The 16,447-nt window shown below is 64.3% G+C and carries 13 protein-coding genes and 1 riboswitch; of the genes, 1 reads left to right on the forward strand and 12 read right to left on the reverse strand.

Translation table 11 applies throughout. The features are described from left to right. The 12 genes from NMG80_RS14405 to NMG80_RS14460 form a co-directional block, all read right to left on the reverse strand. Nucleotides 1-2,187: winged helix-turn-helix domain-containing protein (locus NMG80_RS14405; RefSeq protein WP_254018705.1), on the reverse strand; the 2,187-nt coding region annotated here is incomplete at its 3' end. Between the two features lie 171 nt (nucleotides 2,188-2,358). Further along, nucleotides 2,359-3,066, reverse strand: a complete 708-nt coding sequence (locus NMG80_RS14410; protein WP_254018706.1) for a phosphoadenylyl-sulfate reductase — start codon at nucleotides 3,064-3,066, stop codon at nucleotides 2,359-2,361. A gap of 45 nt (nucleotides 3,067-3,111) precedes the next feature. Continuing rightward, nucleotides 3,112-4,542 (reverse strand): putative sulfate exporter family transporter, encoded by a 1,431-nt coding sequence (locus NMG80_RS14415; RefSeq protein ID WP_254018707.1) that lies wholly within the window; start codon nucleotides 4,540-4,542, stop codon nucleotides 3,112-3,114. Further along, nucleotides 4,539-6,629, reverse strand: a complete 2,091-nt coding sequence (locus tag NMG80_RS14420) for a di-heme oxidoredictase family protein (protein ID WP_254018708.1) — start codon at nucleotides 6,627-6,629, stop codon at nucleotides 4,539-4,541. Before NMG80_RS14420 ends, NMG80_RS14415 begins: the two co-directional genes overlap by 4 nt. Before the next feature lie 235 nt (nucleotides 6,630-6,864). Next, a complete protein-coding gene (gene atzF / locus NMG80_RS14425; protein ID WP_254018709.1) occupies nucleotides 6,865-8,694 on the reverse strand; it encodes an allophanate hydrolase in 1,830 nt (609 codons plus the stop codon). After that, nucleotides 8,691-9,041, reverse strand: a complete 351-nt coding sequence (locus tag NMG80_RS14430; RefSeq protein WP_254018710.1) for a cupin domain-containing protein — start codon at nucleotides 9,039-9,041, stop codon at nucleotides 8,691-8,693. Before NMG80_RS14430 ends, atzF begins: the two co-directional genes overlap by 4 nt. After that, nucleotides 9,034-9,702 carry a cysteine hydrolase family protein gene (locus NMG80_RS14435; protein ID WP_254018711.1) on the reverse strand — a complete coding sequence of 223 codons (669 nt, stop codon included), beginning with the start codon at nucleotides 9,700-9,702 and terminating at the stop codon, nucleotides 9,034-9,036. The genes NMG80_RS14430 and NMG80_RS14435 overlap by 8 nt, the downstream gene beginning before the upstream one ends. Continuing rightward, a complete protein-coding gene (locus tag NMG80_RS14440; protein WP_254018712.1) occupies nucleotides 9,702-11,231 on the reverse strand; it encodes an ABC transporter ATP-binding protein in 1,530 nt (509 codons plus the stop codon). The genes NMG80_RS14435 and NMG80_RS14440 overlap by 1 nt, the downstream gene beginning before the upstream one ends. Nucleotides 11,232-11,240: 9 nt before the next feature. Beyond that, on the reverse strand, nucleotides 11,241-11,942 hold the full coding sequence (biuH, locus tag NMG80_RS14445) for a biuret amidohydrolase (RefSeq protein ID WP_123146849.1): 702 nt from the start codon (nucleotides 11,940-11,942) through the stop codon (nucleotides 11,241-11,243). 25 nt (nucleotides 11,943-11,967) lie between these two features. Beyond that, on the reverse strand, nucleotides 11,968-12,894 hold the full coding sequence (locus NMG80_RS14450) for an ABC transporter permease (RefSeq protein ID WP_254018713.1): 927 nt from the start codon (nucleotides 12,892-12,894) through the stop codon (nucleotides 11,968-11,970). After that, nucleotides 12,894-14,018: an ABC transporter permease gene (locus NMG80_RS14455; RefSeq protein WP_254018922.1), complete on the reverse strand. Its 1,125-nt coding sequence runs from the start codon at nucleotides 14,016-14,018 to the stop codon at nucleotides 12,894-12,896. Before NMG80_RS14455 ends, NMG80_RS14450 begins: the two co-directional genes overlap by 1 nt. Before the next feature lie 58 nt (nucleotides 14,019-14,076). Continuing rightward, a complete protein-coding gene (locus NMG80_RS14460; RefSeq protein WP_254018714.1) occupies nucleotides 14,077-15,204 on the reverse strand; it encodes a BMP family ABC transporter substrate-binding protein in 1,128 nt (375 codons plus the stop codon). Between the two features lie 273 nt (nucleotides 15,205-15,477). Between NMG80_RS14460 and NMG80_RS14465 the strand changes: the two genes are divergently transcribed. Further along, on the forward strand, nucleotides 15,478-16,179 hold the full coding sequence (locus NMG80_RS14465) for a GntR family transcriptional regulator (protein ID WP_254018715.1): 702 nt from the start codon (nucleotides 15,478-15,480) through the stop codon (nucleotides 16,177-16,179). Between the two features lie 144 nt (nucleotides 16,180-16,323). Next, nucleotides 16,324-16,438: riboswitch (guanidine-I (ykkC/yxkD leader) on the forward strand. Nucleotides 16,439-16,447: the final 9 nt, after the last annotated feature.

A 16,447-nucleotide genomic window follows, 5' to 3' on the forward strand; every position in this document is an offset into this window, starting at 1 on the left:
GGCGGCTTCGCGCGGCTTCCTGTCGGCGAGCAGCACCTGGAACTTCGTGACGTGGTGCGCCCAGCGCTCGACCATCGGCTCGTTGGCGGCCTCGCTCGCCGCCATGAAGCGCTCGCAATCCTCATAGGCGGCCGCGAAATCGCCTTGCCTGGCATGAAGCGCGGCATAGCAATTGGCGACGATGGCGACCTGTGTGCTGAAACGGCTGTCGGCGATCTCGGCCAGGCGCTCGACCACCTGGTCGAGCTCGGCAAAGTCGTTTCGGAACTTCATCTGCATTTGCAAATGGTAGAGCCCCCCGAATTCCACGCCCTTGAGCGACTCGCGCTCACCGATGGCGATCGCCTCCCGCAACGCCGCCTCGGCCGACGAATAGGGAAAACCCCGTCTCTTATACGGGAAGTAACGGCCACTCTTAGCGCCAAACTCGACCAGCCACATGCCGAGGACCCAAGGCAGCACATCCTTGTCGCTCAAATCCTCGACAATGCTGTCGACCGCCTTCGTGAACAGATCCGCCCGCATGATCGATACCGAATGCTCGATCAGCGTTTCGCTGGCAAGCAGCCGCAAGCCGCTTGGGTCGTGCTCGGGATTCCGGGTCAGCCGCTCCAGCAGTTCCGTTTCCAGCGCCTGCCCGGCCGGGCTGTTGCGGTAGTAGTCGTCGCCGAAGTTCAGCGCCCGAACCATGCCGATGCGCACCAGCATCGCTTCCTCGGAAGGCAGTTCCGGCAGGCCGCGCTCGATGATTTCGAACGCCCGGCGGGTCCAGGCCGAAAGACCCTCATAGGTGCGCCAACTGTCCGTCTTGACCAGAACCGCGCGCGACACCGTAAGACAAAGTCCGCGCTGATCGTCGGCCTCGCCAAAGGCATGCCATGCCTTCGACAGCCAGTGCTCTGCCGCGGCGTCGTTCGGCATGTGGGCCACGCCCAGCCAATAGAAATGCCAGCCGTTCATGAACGCTTCCGGCAACCGGCCGCACCATTCGATGAAGGTCGTTCGATGTCCCTGCGCCAGCACGGCCTCCGCCCGGCTCAGCATGAGCCCGCTCGCTTGGTCCCAGTCCTCTGCCTGCAAGGCGAGATGTATGGCTTCGTCATAGCGACCGGCGTCGGCGAGCACCCTTGTCGCCCTTTGTTTGAGCGACTTCTGCTCTTCTGCCGTCACACGCTGTGCGAAGCGTCGGTCGAGGAAGTCCCGCAAGAGGTCATGCAGGTGGAAAACGTCGCGGCTGTTTTCCGTTCGCGTGACCAGCAATTGCCGCTGGTAGAGCCTGTCGAGCAGCTTGCCCGCTTCGTCCGACCCGATCATCACGTCCGCCAGCTCGGCGCTGATCTCGGGCAGCAGATTGAGTTTCAGCAGCATTTCCTGGTCGGCGGCAGGGAGGGAAAGGAAAAAATGGCGGCCGAGAACATCCGACAGTGCATTCGGTCCGCCGAAAACCGTGTCGTCAGGTCCGACCGCCGAGCCGTGGTCCGCGAGAAGAACCAGTCCAATCGCCCAGCCGCGCGCTGCTGCGACATCGAACGGCACGGCGGCGCTCCTCGAACGAAGTTGCACGAGATCGCGCGCTTCCTCGACCGAGAATTCGAGCGCCGATCGGTCGACGATGGCCATTTGGCCCTTGAGGACGAGGTCGCCCAGTTCGTCGTGGGGCAGCGTGCGCGAGACGCAGATGCAGCGGACCGTGTCAGGAAGTTCACGGAACATCACGGAAAGCACCGCCCGGAATTCGGGCGTGTCGGCGTCGTGCAAATCGTCGAGGACCAGAATGGTGCCGGGCTTCAACCGCGCGAAATAGGCTCTGAAGAAGCGCCTGGCGAACTCCTTCGGCTGCTCGGCATATTCGACGCCGAAGACCGGCATGTTCCCAGCCGCGGGCGAGGCGAGTGACTGCGCCAGATATTGAAAGAAGCGCGCGATATCCTGGTCGCCCTCGTCGATGCGGAACCACACATGCGGTGCCGCGACGCTTTCGAGGTAGTCGATGACCGCCGTCGTCTTGCCGTAGCCGGCCGGCGCGGCCACCCAGCATACGCTCGAATGCGATTTCAGACCGATCGCTTCGAGAACGCGGTTCCGCCTCAATATCCTGGCGCTGCGCGGCGCCGCCAGCTTGGCGATCCGGCCTGTGCCCGAGAGCGGGCGCCTCGCATCGGCGTCAATGGCGTCTAGGGCGGTCATCGGGGCTCCCGCTCGACCAATATCGAGCGTCGGGTCGTGCCGTGATGACCGTCCCGCCGCCCAGATTGACCTTAGGGTAGCGCAATCGTGCGACAATTCGTAGGGGCTTTGCAGATGAAGCGGCAACGGCCGAGTGCAAGCGTCGACTGGATGCCTGCGCGACCCTCGAAATCAGGCAGCAGACGCGGCCGAATTGCGAGTGGCAATGGGCGACCGGTGAATCCCGCACTCCATCTTCGACAGTCCGCTCCAGCGGCCGGCGCGCGGATTGTCCGCGCTGCCGCACGCGACCGTGCACGGCGCGCAGCCGATCGAGAGGTAGCCTTTTTCGAGGAGCGGATGCCGGGGAAGATCATAGCGATCGAGATAGGCCTCGATCTGTTGGCGGGTGAAGCGGGCAAGCGGATCGATCTTCAGGCGTCCGTCAGTTTCCTCGAGCGTCGCAACATCCGCGCGAAGCCCGCCATGATATCGCTTGCGACCGGAAATCCAGGCCTTGAAGCCAGTCAGCGTATTTTCGAGCGGCAGAACCTTGCGGATCTGGCAGCACCGGTCCGGATCGCGGCGGTGCAGCGATCCAGCGCCGTCGAGCGCCCGCAAGACATCCGTTTGAGGCGTGACGACGCGCAGATCGGTGAGGCCGAGCAGAGCCGTAAGCTGCGTGCGATAGGCGATCGTTTCCGAAAACAGCTTTCCGGTGTCGAGCGTGATGACGGGGAGCGAACGGTCGATCGAGGCCGCCATGTGCAGCAGCACCGCGGATTCCGCGCCAAACGAGGACACGAGCGCTATGTTTCCGCAAAACACGTCGCTGATGAGCGGCGCCAGCAGGTCGGGTCCGTCGAGATGGTTCAGATTTGCGATGACAACTTCATACATGGCAGTTCGGCCGATCAAAAACGCTGGTGGCGTGACGAGGCCGCATCATAGCTTCGCCACGAAATCGAGGAGCGCCTGGCGATCGGTCTCGTCCAGGTCGAAGAAGCGGTCGCGCACGATCCGCGCCGTGCCGCCATGGGCGAAGACGGCATCACGCAGCGTGGTCGCGCGGCCGTCGTGCAGGTAGCGGTGGCGCAGGCGGATGCCGACGAGCGGCGCGGTCCGCCATTCGGCGCCGATGGCATCGCCCTGGACGATCTTATCGTCGAGCGCCGGCCCCATGTCGTGCAGCAAAAGGTCGGAGTACAGCTCGACTTCGCCGTCGATGCCCTCCAGCGCCGGCACATGGCATTTGGCGCAGCCGACCGAGGCGAAAACCCGTCCGCCAGGGCTGCCAAGCATTGCGCTTTGGCTCGATGAGGGTGATGCGGCCAGGAAGGTCGCCGAGAACGGGATCAGCGCAGCATAGGCCAAGGCCGCCGACAGAGCCACCCCGACGAAACCGACGCCGATCAGGCGCCAGGCGCCGCCGGCCTCTCCGAGCCGGCCGACCCGGGTGGTGATGCCGAGCGCAATCATCACCATCAGGAACAGGAACTGGTCGGCATCGAGGATGACGCGGCGCAGTTGCGGATTGAGGGTGATCTCCGAATTGAGCATCACCACGCCGATGAACGCGACGATGAACCACGGGAACGGGATCGGCGCGGCCTCTTGCGCCTTGTTGCGGCTGCGAAACACCAGGCTGGCGGCCAGCAGAAGCGGGACGAGCATCAGCACTTTGCTGAGCTTGACCAGCGTGGCGGTGTTCAGCGCGTCGTCGGAAATGGCGAAGGAGGCGCCGTAGACCTGCGCCAGCTCGAAAATGCTCGCCCCGACGAACACGCCATAGAGGCGGTCGTCGAGATGCGGCAGCCAACCGCCCAGGAACATGACCGGATAGGCGAGCAACGCCACCGTGCCGCTCAGCGTGATCAAGGCGATGGCGATGCCGGCGCTCTGGTCGCGTGCACGCACCAGCGCGGCCATTGAGAGGATCGCCGCGGCGCCGCAGACGGCGCTGCCGACCGCGACAAGCAGCGCGATCTCGGCGTCGAGCCTGAACAGCTTGCGCGCGATGGCGTAGAGCAGCGTCAGCACCAGGATCAGCTCGATGGCCGCCACTGCGAGCGGCATGAACCCCAGATCCAGGAACAGCCGAGTCGTGATACGGAAGCCGACCAGCACCACGGCGAGCCGTAACAGATAGCGCTTGGTGAAGTCTAGCCCCGGGCGCAAGGCGTCCGGACAGGCGAAGCTGCTGCCGATCAGCAGCCCGAAGAGCATGGCGACCAGGACCGGGTTGCGCGACAGCGGCTCGCCCAGTCCGCCGGCGATCCAGCCGGCGGCAAGGGCGAGTGCCGCAGCAACGATGACGCCAGGCAAGACCGGGCGCATTTTTTCCGGCGCATGGGAGAGCGTCAGGACGAGGCTCATGGCTTTGCCCCATCGGGCAGGCGGAGCGCTCGCAGATAGGAAGCAACCGCCTCGATCTGTGCGGAACTCTGCTCGATCGGCTGCGCGCCCGCCTCGCGGCTGACAGTCGCGCTGGTGATGCCGAGTTCGTTTGCGAAAGCGTTCGCCACCATATCTTCGAGGGTGGCTATATCAGCCTTCCAGCCATATCGGCCGACCCGCGATGCGCCTTGGGCGTCGACGACATGATGCGCGCGGCCTTTGATCCCGTCGCCCTTGCTGATCGCCTGCGCTTCAATGACGCTGTCGGGTATCTCGTCGATCCCGGCGATACCGTAGAGAGCGAGCGGCATGCGCAGCGAAACCACGTTGGCCTGGCCTGGCATTGCCGCCGACGCGATCGCCACGCCATCACGCAAGGCATGGCGTCTGGCGACCGGGCTGTTGGGATGATCGATCGGCAGCGTGCGCCCAGAGCCCGGATCCATGTGGGTTATCCTGCGCGCAAAGTGGTTTTCATCGATGCTCGCGCCGCCGGGGCCAGGATGGCAGGCCACGCAGGACGCCGCATTGAACAATGGGCCGAGGCCGGTCTGCGGCGTGAAGTCGGTCTGAAACACTTGTTTTCCGCGCGCCACAAGATCGGCGTCGGCTGGTATGCCTTGCGTCTCCTGCGTCGTCGTCGCCGTGCCGTGCTCGCCGAAGGTGGGGATCTCGATCAGTGCGCCTTCGCGGCCCGGAAATCCCGGCGCCTCGCCGCCTATCGTTATCCAGATCCGCTGCGCGTCAGCCGACGTCGCGATCGCACGAAGGCGATCGGGGCCGAGGCGTCCAAGGCCTGGAATCTCGATCGTCGCCCGGGCGAGAAGCCGGCCGTCCTGGCTCAACCGCAGCAAGGAACCGTCGCCGCGATTGGCGACGAACAGATCGGACCCGCCGGCGAGCGTCGTGTGGCTCGAGAATTGCGGATTGGCGATCTCGGGAATTGCGGCGGCGACGTCGACCGGACGGTCGAACTGCGGCAGCGAGATCGTGCGGGTCCTGGCGACCGTGAAATGCCGCCGGTCGTCCTCCAGTTCAAGCAGCACCAGTCGGTCACGCCCCGGATCGACGATGTAGAGAGCGCGGTCGGGGTTCCACTTGAAAGCGACGCCGATGACGCCGGGATCGTCGCCGATGCCCTTGCTCACCGTGCCCTGGCCGGTGCTTACCGTGCCTGGCCCGGCCAAGCCGTCGACACCATCCTGGACATGGATTTGAACCACGCCGCCATCGGCGGTGACCGCGGCGAACACGGCAAAGCCGCTGCCGTCGGGCGAGGGACCGAGAAAAGCCGTTCCGAGCGCACCCGTCTGCATTCCGCCCGATGTCAGCTGGCCGCTTGCCTGATAATTCAGCAGCTTGCTAAGCCAGCCGCTGGGCTGTGCTTTCGGCGCCTGCTCGCGATCGGTATGCCGGCCGGCGAACACGCCGCCGGCCTCGCGGCTTGGCGCGTTGGCGAGCGGCGCACCGTCAGGGTCGATGACGGTGACGCTGCCCTCGCCAGCCAATCCGTTCGGCGCGTTAGCGATCCAGGGCCTGCCGAAGGCGTTGTTGATCGAAATGTATCGCGGTCCGGATGCGGCTGCGAGGCGCGCGGTTCGAGCTCTGGCATTGTATCGCCGGTTGAGAAACCGTTCGCTCTGCGCCGTGTAGAGCTGAACCCTCGCATCTCCGCCGTTGCCGGTGAGGTCTTGCGGAACGATAATGGTGCCACCCGACTTGCCGGCGCGCGGATCGATGGACAGGATCGCCCCGACCTCAAGCGCTGGATCGTCCGCTGGTGCGCCGAAATTGCTGCCTACGGCCACCAGAACCCTGAGCGGATCGAGCACCCGCCCTTCGCGCGTCGCCATGAGGAATTCCGGATTTCCCGGTATCGGCCCGCCGACATGAAAGCGCCCTACCTCGCGCACGCCGGCCACGTCGGGCAGCCCGACGGCGACGATTCGAGCGTTCAGGCGCCAGTTGGGGGTCTGATCTCCTGCGAACGCCCAGGTTGGCAGCAGGCTGAAAAATATCGCCGCTGCCTTCGACAGCGTCCGGCGTGAAGAAAAACCCGACAGCACGAAGCATCTCCGGGCCTGATAAGTCCCGACGGAATCTGTTGGGGCAACTGCACGGCCTGTTCGCATCGCGAGTTCTCCGGCGGCCGCAAGCGTGTGGCCACGCCTGTCAAATCACAGTGGAACTTTGGAGCACGCGCACATACGGATCGCTTACGGCATTCGGCGTGCTGGCTCGCCGCGCATCGCTGCTACGATTTTAGGTCGCGCTGACGCTGCCGGCTCGACGGCCGGTCGTTCAATCGGCCGGAACGCTTTCCAGTTGCTCTCCGCCGGCCTTTGCGATGAAGCTACGCCAACCGCCATAGGCCGAAATGTCGATAGCTCGTGACAACCCGGCGGTTTCGACCAGAAAGCCTTTGGCCGATGTCCCGTCATCGAGCTCGATCGTGCCTATGCCGAGCGGCGGCGGGATCGCGGCCACGAAGCGTCCGAACGCGTCTGCTGAAAGCCGCCAAACCTCGACATCGATCGACATACCGTTGCCATCGGCAACACGCACGAGCCCCGGCTTCGGCACGGATTGGCCGGCGAGTGCGTAGAGCTGATAGGAGGCTACCGTCTTGACGGCCCTGCTCATTCGGCCGCCTAGCGTACAGAGCTGGCCGTTGAGCGGCATCCCCGACAGATGCGCGCCGACGACCACGATCTCGATCATGCCGTCATCGAAATCAGGCGTTTTGGCGACGCTAGCAGGCATCGCCCAGCCTGTCGCGCCAAGGCCGAGACCGCTGGCCGCATGGAGCTCTCTGGCCAGTGTCGCCGTCAAGGCGTCCTTGCCGGCGGCGGCAAGCAAGGTGACGCTCATCGGCAGATCGTCGTCGCGCTTGCCCGTCGGTACGGCGATGCCACACATGTCGAGCAGATTGACGAAGTTGGTGTAGGTGCCGAGCCGGCTGTTGGTGACGATCGGATCGGCCAAAACAGCCTCCAGCGAATAGTGCGTCGGCGCCGTCGGCACGCAGAAGAGGTCGACCGAGGCTATGACCGGCGCGAGCCTGGCCTTGTAGGCCTGCAGCGCATAGAGGCCTTTGAAAGCATCCGCTGCGGAAAGTTTTCGCGCCCCGCCGATGATCTGGCGCGTCACCGGATGCATGGCTGCCTCGTTCACGTCCATGAAATCCGCGATCGCCGCATAGCGCTCGGCCACCCAGGCGCCTTCGTAGAGCAGGTTGGCGGTGGCGTAGAAATCGCCGAAGGGGATTTCGATCAATCGGCAGCCGAGCTGTTCCAGCGTCCGCAGCGCCGTTTCGAATCCCGCCTGCATGGCCGCGTCGCCAAAAAATTCCCGGTCCGTCTTTGCCGGAACGACGACAGACAGCACGGATGGGCGCGGACCGAGCGGCGCCGCCGCGATAGCGCGCGAATAAGGATCGGCGTCGTCCTCTGCCGCCGCGGCCCTGAAGACACTGTAGGCGTCATCGACGGTGAGTGCGAAGACGGAGACGCAGTCGAGCGTACGGCAGGCCGGCACGACGCCGGCGGCCGACAGCGCGCCGACTGTCGGCTTCAGTCCGACGATGTTGTTGAGGCCGGCGGGAATGCGGCCGGAGCCTGCAGTATCAGTGCCGAGCGCGAAAGAAACGATGCCGCGCGCCGTCGCCACAGCCGAGCCGGACGAGGAGCCGCCCGGCACCAGTTTCGGATCGATCGTGTTTTTCGGGATCGGCCAGGGCGTGCGTACGCCGACGAGGCCGGTGGCGAATTGGTCGAGATTGGTCTTTCCGACGACCAGCGCCCCGGCCGCCCTCAGACGCGCGACGACGGTTGCGTCTTTCGCCGGCAAGTAGGCATATTCGGCGCAGCCGGCCGTGGTCGGCATGCCGGCAACATCGATGTTGTCCTTGACCGCGAACGGCACGCCCCAGAGCGGCTTTGCCACGGGATCGAATCCGCCGAGTGCCTCGGCTTCGGCGAGCAGGTATCCCTTGCTCGCCAGATGGATGAAGATGCCTGGATCGTCCGCTTTCGCTATGCGCTGAAACACGGTTTCAACAATGGTAGCGGCCGACATGCCGGAGGCATAGATCGCGTGCAGGCTGCCGATATCGAAGCGGATGTCGCTCATTTCGTCTCGTCCAGAATGACCACCGGCAAGTTCCACTGGATCAGCACGACGCAACCGTGTTTCGTCCATACCGAATGCTCGGTCCCGACCGGGTTCAGGATCACGCTTCCGGCAAGATAGTCGCCATTCTCGTCGCTCTGGGTGCCTTCCAGCACCACGATGGTTTCCAGTGCGGCATGGCGATGGCGCGGCACGCCGGCGCCGGGCCGATAGTTCAGGATGGCGGCGGACGGTTCGGCCGGTCCGCCCTTGAGCAGCCAATGCACCGTGACGCCGTCGCGAAAATGCTCGAATGCCAGATCACGCCAGCCCCCATGGATGAGAGCCGGGTATGCAATGTTAGGCATCGGCAATTCCCTTGAGCACCTGGTCCGTTGTCGCCGTCCAGCCGACGATCGCGCCCTGCGCCCTGATCATGGCCAGGGCGGCCGCCTTGAACTCCGGAAAATAACTCTCCGTCGCATCCTCGGCCAGCAGGCATTCATAGCCGCGGTCGTTGGCCTCGCGCATCGTCGTCTGCACGCAGACTTCCGTCGTGACGCCGGCAAAGACGAGCTGCTGCACGCCGAGCCGCTTAAGGTCCTCACCGAAGCTGGTGGCGTAGAACGCGCCCTTGCCGGGTTTTTCGATGACGATTTCACCGGGCAGCGGGGCAAGCTCATCGAGGATCGCCGTTCCCGGCTCGCCGACGATCAGCACACGGCCCATCGGGCCGACGTCGCCGATCCGGATCGACGGATTGCCGCGACTACGCTTGGCTGGCGGCAGATCCGAGAGATCAGGCCGATGGCATTCCATCGTGTGGATGACCGGCAGGCCGGCTGCGCGAAATCCCTCGATCAGCCTTTTCACCGTCGGCACGATCGCCACCACCCGGCTGACGTCGTTGCCGAGGCTGGCGCCGAAGCCGCCCGGCTCGGCGAAATCGCGCTGCATGTCGATGACGACCAGCGCCATCGCCTCAGGCTTGCAGCCAAACGGAAACGGCAGCGCGTCGATCTCCGCCATCAGTGATGTCCCGCCATATGCTCGCCGATCGTCTGGACGCTCGCCTGGGCGATCGGCGTCTCATAGACCAGCGAGCCGTCGGACATGACGAAAATCCGGTCCGAGAGTTCAAGCAGCTCATCGAGATCTTCCGACATCAGCAGCACCGCCGCCCCGGCATTGCGCGCCTTCATGATGCGGGCGCGGATTTCGGCGACGGCCGAGAAGTCGAGGCCGAAGCAGGGATTGGACACGATGAGAAGATCGACCTCGCCGGTCAGTTCGCGGGCGAGCACCGCGCGCTGCACATTGCCTCCGGACAGCGACGCGATCGGTGAGGCGAGCGAGGCGGTTTTGACTTTGAACTGCTCGACCAGGCGCGTCGCATAGTCCCTAATGGCACTCATCCTGATCCAGCTGATCGGTTTGCCGGCCTCGTTCAGGTCGAAGGTCCGGAAAGCCATGTTTTCGGCAACCGTCATCCTCGGCGCGCAGGCATTGCGCAACGGTTCCTCCGGGATGAAGCGCACATTGAGCGTGCGTGCCTCGGCGCGGCTGGCTCCGTAGGGCGATCCCTTCACCAGGACGTCGCCGGCATCACGCGTGCGTTGCCCGGCCAGGACTTCTAAAAACTCCTTCTGGCCATTGCCGGAGATACCGGCGACACCGACGATCTCGCCGGATTTCACATCGAGCTCGCCGATGTTGATGGTCTTCAGGCCGGTGCGGTCGGGCGCCTTCAATGCCTTCACCGTCAGGATTTGCCTGGCGCCGACAGGCACTGGAGCGCGGCTGTCGAGCGCGGCGATCGGCTGGTCACCGATCATCATCGCCGCCATCTGCTTGTGAGACAGCTCCGATACTTTCCCAGTTCCGGTCAATCTGCCCTTGCGCAGCACCGTGATGTCATCGGCGAAAGCCGTCACCTCGTGGAATTTGTGCGAGATCATCAGCACGGTGAGGTCGCCCGCCTTGGTCATGCCGCGCACGAGGCCCAGCACTTCCTGCGCCTCGCCGGGGGTCAGCACCGACGTCGGCTCATCCAGCACCAGAAAGCTGCGGCCGAGATAAAGCTGCTTGATGATCTCGAGCTTCTGTTTCTCGCCGGCGGCGAGTTCGGCCACTTTGACGTCGAGCGGCAGCTTGAACGGCATCCGCTCCATGAATTGGGCAAGTGCGGCGCGTTCGTTGCGCCAGTCGATAATCCGCGGCACCTTTTCGCGCGAAATGACCAGGTTCTCTGCACCCGTCAGTGACGGGACAAGCGTAAAATGCTGGTAGACCATACCGAGGCCGAGCGCCGAGGCATCCTTCGGACTGGCGATCCCGACCTCGCGGCCGTCGATCAGAATGTCGCCGGCGGTCGGGTGATAAAAACCCATGATGCATTTGACCAGCGTCGACTTGCCCGCGCCGTTTTCGCCGAGCAACGCATGAAACGATCCCGCCGGCACCTTGATCGAGACGTCGTCCAGCGCGGTGAAGGCGCCGAAGCGCATGCTCATGCCGATGGTCTCGACGCCAAGCGCTTTTTTGCCGCGGTCACTCATGGTCGAACCTCATGGCAACTGGGCAACGAAGGACGCCGAGTTCGACACCGCGCCGAACACGCCGCCTTGCATCTTGATCATCTTGATCGCAGCGAGATGGTTGCCGTAGTCGGTCGCCCCGCAGCAATCCTCCAGCATCACGCATTCGAAGCCGCGGTCGTTGGCTTCGCGCATCGTCGTGTGCACGCAGACATCGGTGGTGATGCCGGTCAGCACGATGTTTTCGATGCCACGCTGGTTCAGGATCAATTCCAGGTCGGTGGCGCAGAACGAGCCCTTTCCCGGCTTGTCGATGATCGGCTCGCCTTCGGCCGGATAGAGGTCGGGGATGATGTCCCAGCCCGGCTCGCCGCGCACCAGGATGCGCCCGCAGGGTCCGGGGTCGCCGATGCCGGCATTGATGCGGCGCGAGCGCCAGCGCTTGTTGGCCGGCAGGTCGGCGAGATCGGGCCGGTGGCCCTCTCGCGTATGAATGATGGTGTAGCCCTTCGCCCGCATGGCGGACAGCACCGACCTGATCGGCTCGATCGGCGCCCGCACCAGCGACAGGTCGTAGCCCATATGGTCGACATAGCCGCCCGGACCACAGAAATCGGTCTGCATGTCGATGATGATCAGCGCCGTGTTGTCGGGCCGAAGCTCGCCATTGTAGGGCCATGGATAGGGGTCGGCGTCGATGTAGCGCTGCGTGACCTCGGCTCTGGCGTTCATTGAGCAAAACTCCAGTCTGGAAACGTCATCTGGTGATCGACAGTTCGCCCGGCGCGCCAGCCAGCGAACGGCTCGGCGACGAAGTGGCGATCATGATGACGAGGGTGAGAATATAAGGTGCGGCGTAGAACAGGTAGTATCCTTGCGTGACGCCGACCGATTGCAGCGCCGGCCCGAGCGCGCCGGCGCCGCCGAACAGCAGCGCGGCGGCAAAGCAGCCGAGCGGGTTCCAGCGCGCGAAGATGACCAGCGCCACCGCCATCAGCCCCTGTCCCGACGAAATGCCTTCGGTCCAGCTGCCGGGATAGTAGAGCGACAGATAGGCGCCGCCGATGCCGGCCAGCGCGCCGCCGATACCGGTGGCGATGAGGCGCACCGTGTTCGGGTTGAGCCCCATGGCGCGCGCGGCGTCGGAACTGTCGCCGACCACGCGCAGGATCAGGCCGGCGCGGGTGTTGCGGAAAGCCCACCACAGGAACACGGCAAGTGCCGCGCCAATCAGGAACAACACGTTGATGTTGAGCGCCGCCTGCACCTGCGGAACATTGGACCAGCCGCCAAAGGGGATCGCTGGCAGGTCGGGCGCCGAAGGCTGGATGAACGGTTTGCCGAAGAAGAAGGCGAGACCCGAGCCGAACAGCATCAGCGCAATGCCGATGGCAATGTCGTTAACCCCACGGAATTTGCAGATCCAGCCGTGGAACAGGCCGAAACAAAAACCGGCGGCGGCGGCGGCCAGCAGACCGAGCCATGGCGAGCCGGTCATCACCGCCACGGCATAGGCGGACATCGCGCCGAACACCAGCGTGCCTTCGAGACCGAGATTGATGCGCCCCGAACGTTCGGTGATGGCTTCGCCCAGCGACACGAAGATGAAGGGCGTCGACACGCGGATGGCGCCGCCGAGCATGGCGAGCGGAACGCCCCAGAGGCCGATCTCGGTTGCGTCCATCAGGCAGTTCCCTTCAGGAGATCGGGCCTCTTCACGAGATCGCCCCTCTGCCAGAGGTCGGGATTGAAGGCCTTGAAGCGGCCGTACAAGGTTTCGCTGAACAGGATGACAACGAAGAGCATGCCTTGCAGCACCAGCACGGTGGCGTCGGGCAGATCCATGCGGCGCTGGATCAGCCCGCCGGAGGCGTCGATCCCGCCAAGCAGGAAGGCGACCGGGATGATGGCGAGCGGATTGTGGCGGGCGAGGAAGGCGACCAGGATACCAGTATACCCATAGCCGGCGGCGAGCGAGGCGTTGGCGCTGCCTTGCACGGCGGCGACTTCCAGCATGCCGGCAAGGCCGGCGAAGGCGCCGGCCAGCGCGGTGAAACCGACGATCAGCGGCCCGACGGCAAGTCCCTGCACCTGGGCTGCCCTGACATTGCCGCCAGCGATGCGGGCGGCGAACCCCCAGCGGGTCTTTTCGATCAGCAGCCAGGACAGAATGCAGGCGATGACGCCAACGACCAGGCCCCAATGCACGTCCATGCCCGGAATATTGCCGATGCGGTGGGCCTCAGCCAGCGGCTCGGTCGAGGGTTTGTTGAGCGAGGCGGGATCGCGCAGCGGTCCTTCCACCAGATGGTTCATCAGGGCGATGGCGATATAGGCCATCAACAGGCTCGATATGGTTTCGTTGACGGCACGGTAGTGGCGTAGCGCGCCGACGGCACCGATCCAGATGCCGCCGGCGGTCAGGCCCGCCACGCCCATGGCAAGAATAACGAAAAAGGCGGGGGCGCCGCTGGTGGCCACGCCCATCGCAGCCGCGGCAACACCGCCCAGCACGATCGCGCCTTCGCCACCGATGACGACGAGGCCGAGCCGGGCCGGCAGTGCCACGCAGAGCGCCGCAAGCAGCAAGGGTGCGGCCCGCGACAGCGAGTTCTGGATCGAGAACCACGAGCCGAAGCCGCCGCGCCACATCGTTTCATAGAGCTGCATGGGCGACTTGCCGACCAGCGCGATGAACAGGCTGAACAGAGCCATGCCGACGATCAGTGCCGCGAGCGGGATGACGAAGGCTTCCGCCCGCCGGGCGATCCATTCGAGCGCCGTCGGATAGCCCTGGGCGCCGGGCATCACTGGCACGCTCGCACTGCTCACGGTGTCTGCCATGGCCCCCGTCTCCGATCCATGCTCAAGCGGTCGAGCCGACGACACCCTCGACGAGATAGTCCATGCTTTCCAGCTCGATCGCGGCCTCGACGAAGGTCTGGCCCTCGGTTGCGACGACGTCGCCCTTGTTGTTCTTCAACGGCCCCTTGATCACCGAAAAGCCGCCCTTCATCATTTCGGCGAGCGTGCCGTCGAACTGCGCGCGCGCCGCCTCGCTGACGGCGGGGCCGAGCGGGCTCATCTTGACGAAGCCGTCGGCCAGTCCGCCGCGCGTGAAATTGGGCAGCGGCTTGCCGGCCACGAGGTCGTCGACGAACATCTTGTAGACCTTCGCCCAGTTCCATTCCGCGCCGGTGAGATATTGTTCCGGCGCCAGCGGGCTCTGATTGGCATGGTAGCCGCAGATGAAGGCGCCGCGTCCCGCTGCCGTTTCGACCACGACTTTCGGGCTGTCGACATGGCAAGTGATGACGTCGGCACCCTGATCGACCAGTGCATTGGTGGCTTCCGCCTCCTTGACCGCCAGCGACCATTCGCCGGTGAAGATCACCTGGCAGGTGATGATCGGGTCGACCGAGCGTGCGCCGAGCAGGAAGGAGTTGATGTTGAGCAGGACCTGCGGAATCGGCTTTGCGGCTACGAAGCCGATCTTCTTGGTCTTGGTGGCGTGGCCGGCGGCGACGCCGTTGAGATACTGGCCCATGCCGATATAGCCGAAATAGGAACCGGCATTCATCGGATGCTTGTCCTTGTTCCACATGCCGCCGCAATGGCGGAACTGCATGTCGGGGAATTTCGCGCACATGGCCAGCATGTGCGGATCGAAATAGCCGAACGAGGTCGGGAAGATCAGCGAGGCGCCGTCGAGGTTGATCATCGATTCCATCGACTTCTGGACATCGACCGTCTCGGGGACGTTTTCCTCCTCGACAACGGAGATGCCCTCGATGGCCTTCAAAGTGGCGGCACCCTCGGCATGCGCCTGGTTGTAGCCGTAGTCGTCCTTCGGTCCGACATAGATGAAGCCGACAGTGACGGCAGCGGCGAACGCCCTGCTGATCGGGAATGACGCCGAGGCCAGACCGAGCGCCGCTCCGGCGGCGGAGGTCTTGAGCAACTCGCGGCGGCTAAGCATGAATCTCTCGGTCATGTGAATGCTCCCTGTTGAACCCTTTTCGGGTCAATTAATTCCCTTCTCGTAAAAGTGCATGCAATCACTGTGCCAGTTCAAAAGCTAGAATTTATCCAATTAAATCAGTTAGCGTGCCGATTTGCCGTGCTCAAGCGAAAGGCAATTGCATACACTTTTTGCCTTTCGATTAGTCAGTTTGACAGGTAGATTAAAATTGAGGCATAGAGGACGCGTCCGAGTCGAAAGTTTCGGCGAGCCACTCGACTCTGCAAGCGACTGGGACGGAGGAGAATGTCGAGGAAGCGCAGCTTGATCAGGTCGGGCACGACCGTCGATCAGATGGTGAGGGCGATCGGCGACCGGATCGTCACCGGCTTCCTGCGCCCCGGCGAAAAGCTCGACGAGGCCTCGCTCGCTGCCCGTTTCGACGTGTCGCGCACCCCCGTCAGGGAGGCGCTTGGCCGGCTGAGCGCCATGGGGCTGGTCGAAAGGCGGCCCAACCGCGGCGCCACCGTCGCCGTGGTGACGCAGGAGCACCTTGCCTCGATGTTCGAGAGCATGGCCGAGCTTGAAGCGATCTGCGCGCGGTTCTCAGCCGAGCGCATGACCGCCGGCGAACGCCGCGCGCTCGAAATCGAGCACCAGGCATCGGCGCGCCTCGTGCAGCTGGGTGCGGAGGAGGACTACGAGTATTACAATACCGAGTTCCACACCCGGCTCTATCGCGGCGCGCACAGCAAGCACATCTATGAACTGACCGTCATGACCCGCAGCCGGCTGGCGCCGTTCCGGCGCGCGCAATTCATGCTGCCGGGCCGCCTGACCAAATCCTGGCAGGAGCATAACGTCATCGTTACCGCAATCATGCGCGGTGACAGCGCCGCCGCAGGACATGCAGCCAAGGATCACGTCTCCATCGTCAGCGAGGCGAGCGCCGTTTTTGCCGCGGTTGACCCGATGAAACCGGCGGGTTCGACCGGGATGTCTTGCTAGCTGCAATCCGGCAAAACTGCCCAATCCGTCGGCGATGCGATGATTTTCGCGTCACTCGTGCGAACGCTCGAAGCCGCACAGCTCCACAAATGCCGGCCTTTTGGCATAATTCGGCTTTGGCATGCTCCTTGCTTCGTTGGTGATGTGCAGAGCGTCTAGGGTTCCGGCCGCAACACAGCGGTGCTGGTCCAAGAGATGCGACCGCCAGGGATGCACTGAGGCATCCGGCGGAACACGGCGGGCCAAAATCCCGGGAGAACCCTGCACG

It is taken from the genome of Mesorhizobium escarrei, from assembly GCF_935825525.1.
GTDB lineage: Bacteria > Pseudomonadota > Alphaproteobacteria > Rhizobiales > Rhizobiaceae > Mesorhizobium > Mesorhizobium escarrei.

Bases quoted from the DNA above. Each gene is read 5' to 3' on its own strand.
- biuH (WP_123146849.1), bottom strand. From the start codon at position 11,942: ATGAACGCCAGAGCCGAGGTCACGCAGCGCTACATCGACGCCGACCCC.
- atzF (WP_254018709.1), bottom strand. From the start codon at position 8,694: ATGAGCGACATCCGCTTCGATATCGGCAGCCTGCACGCGATCTATGCC.
- NMG80_RS14460 (WP_254018714.1), bottom strand. From the start codon at position 15,204: ATGACCGAGAGATTCATGCTTAGCCGCCGCGAGTTGCTCAAGACCTCC.
- NMG80_RS14465 (WP_254018715.1), top strand. From the start codon at position 15,478: ATGTCGAGGAAGCGCAGCTTGATCAGGTCGGGCACGACCGTCGATCAG.
- NMG80_RS14440 (WP_254018712.1), bottom strand. From the start codon at position 11,231: ATGAGTGACCGCGGCAAAAAAGCGCTTGGCGTCGAGACCATCGGCATG.
- NMG80_RS14430 (WP_254018710.1), bottom strand. From the start codon at position 9,041: ATGCCTAACATTGCATACCCGGCTCTCATCCATGGGGGCTGGCGTGAT.
- NMG80_RS14410 (WP_254018706.1), bottom strand. From the start codon at position 3,066: ATGTATGAAGTTGTCATCGCAAATCTGAACCATCTCGACGGACCCGAC.
- NMG80_RS14435 (WP_254018711.1), bottom strand. From the start codon at position 9,702: ATGGCGGAGATCGACGCGCTGCCGTTTCCGTTTGGCTGCAAGCCTGAG.
- NMG80_RS14415 (WP_254018707.1), bottom strand. From the start codon at position 4,542: ATGAGCCTCGTCCTGACGCTCTCCCATGCGCCGGAAAAAATGCGCCCG.
- NMG80_RS14450 (WP_254018713.1), bottom strand. From the start codon at position 12,894: ATGGACGCAACCGAGATCGGCCTCTGGGGCGTTCCGCTCGCCATGCTC.
- NMG80_RS14455 (WP_254018922.1), bottom strand. From the start codon at position 14,018: ATGCCCGGCGCCCAGGGCTATCCGACGGCGCTCGAATGGATCGCCCGG.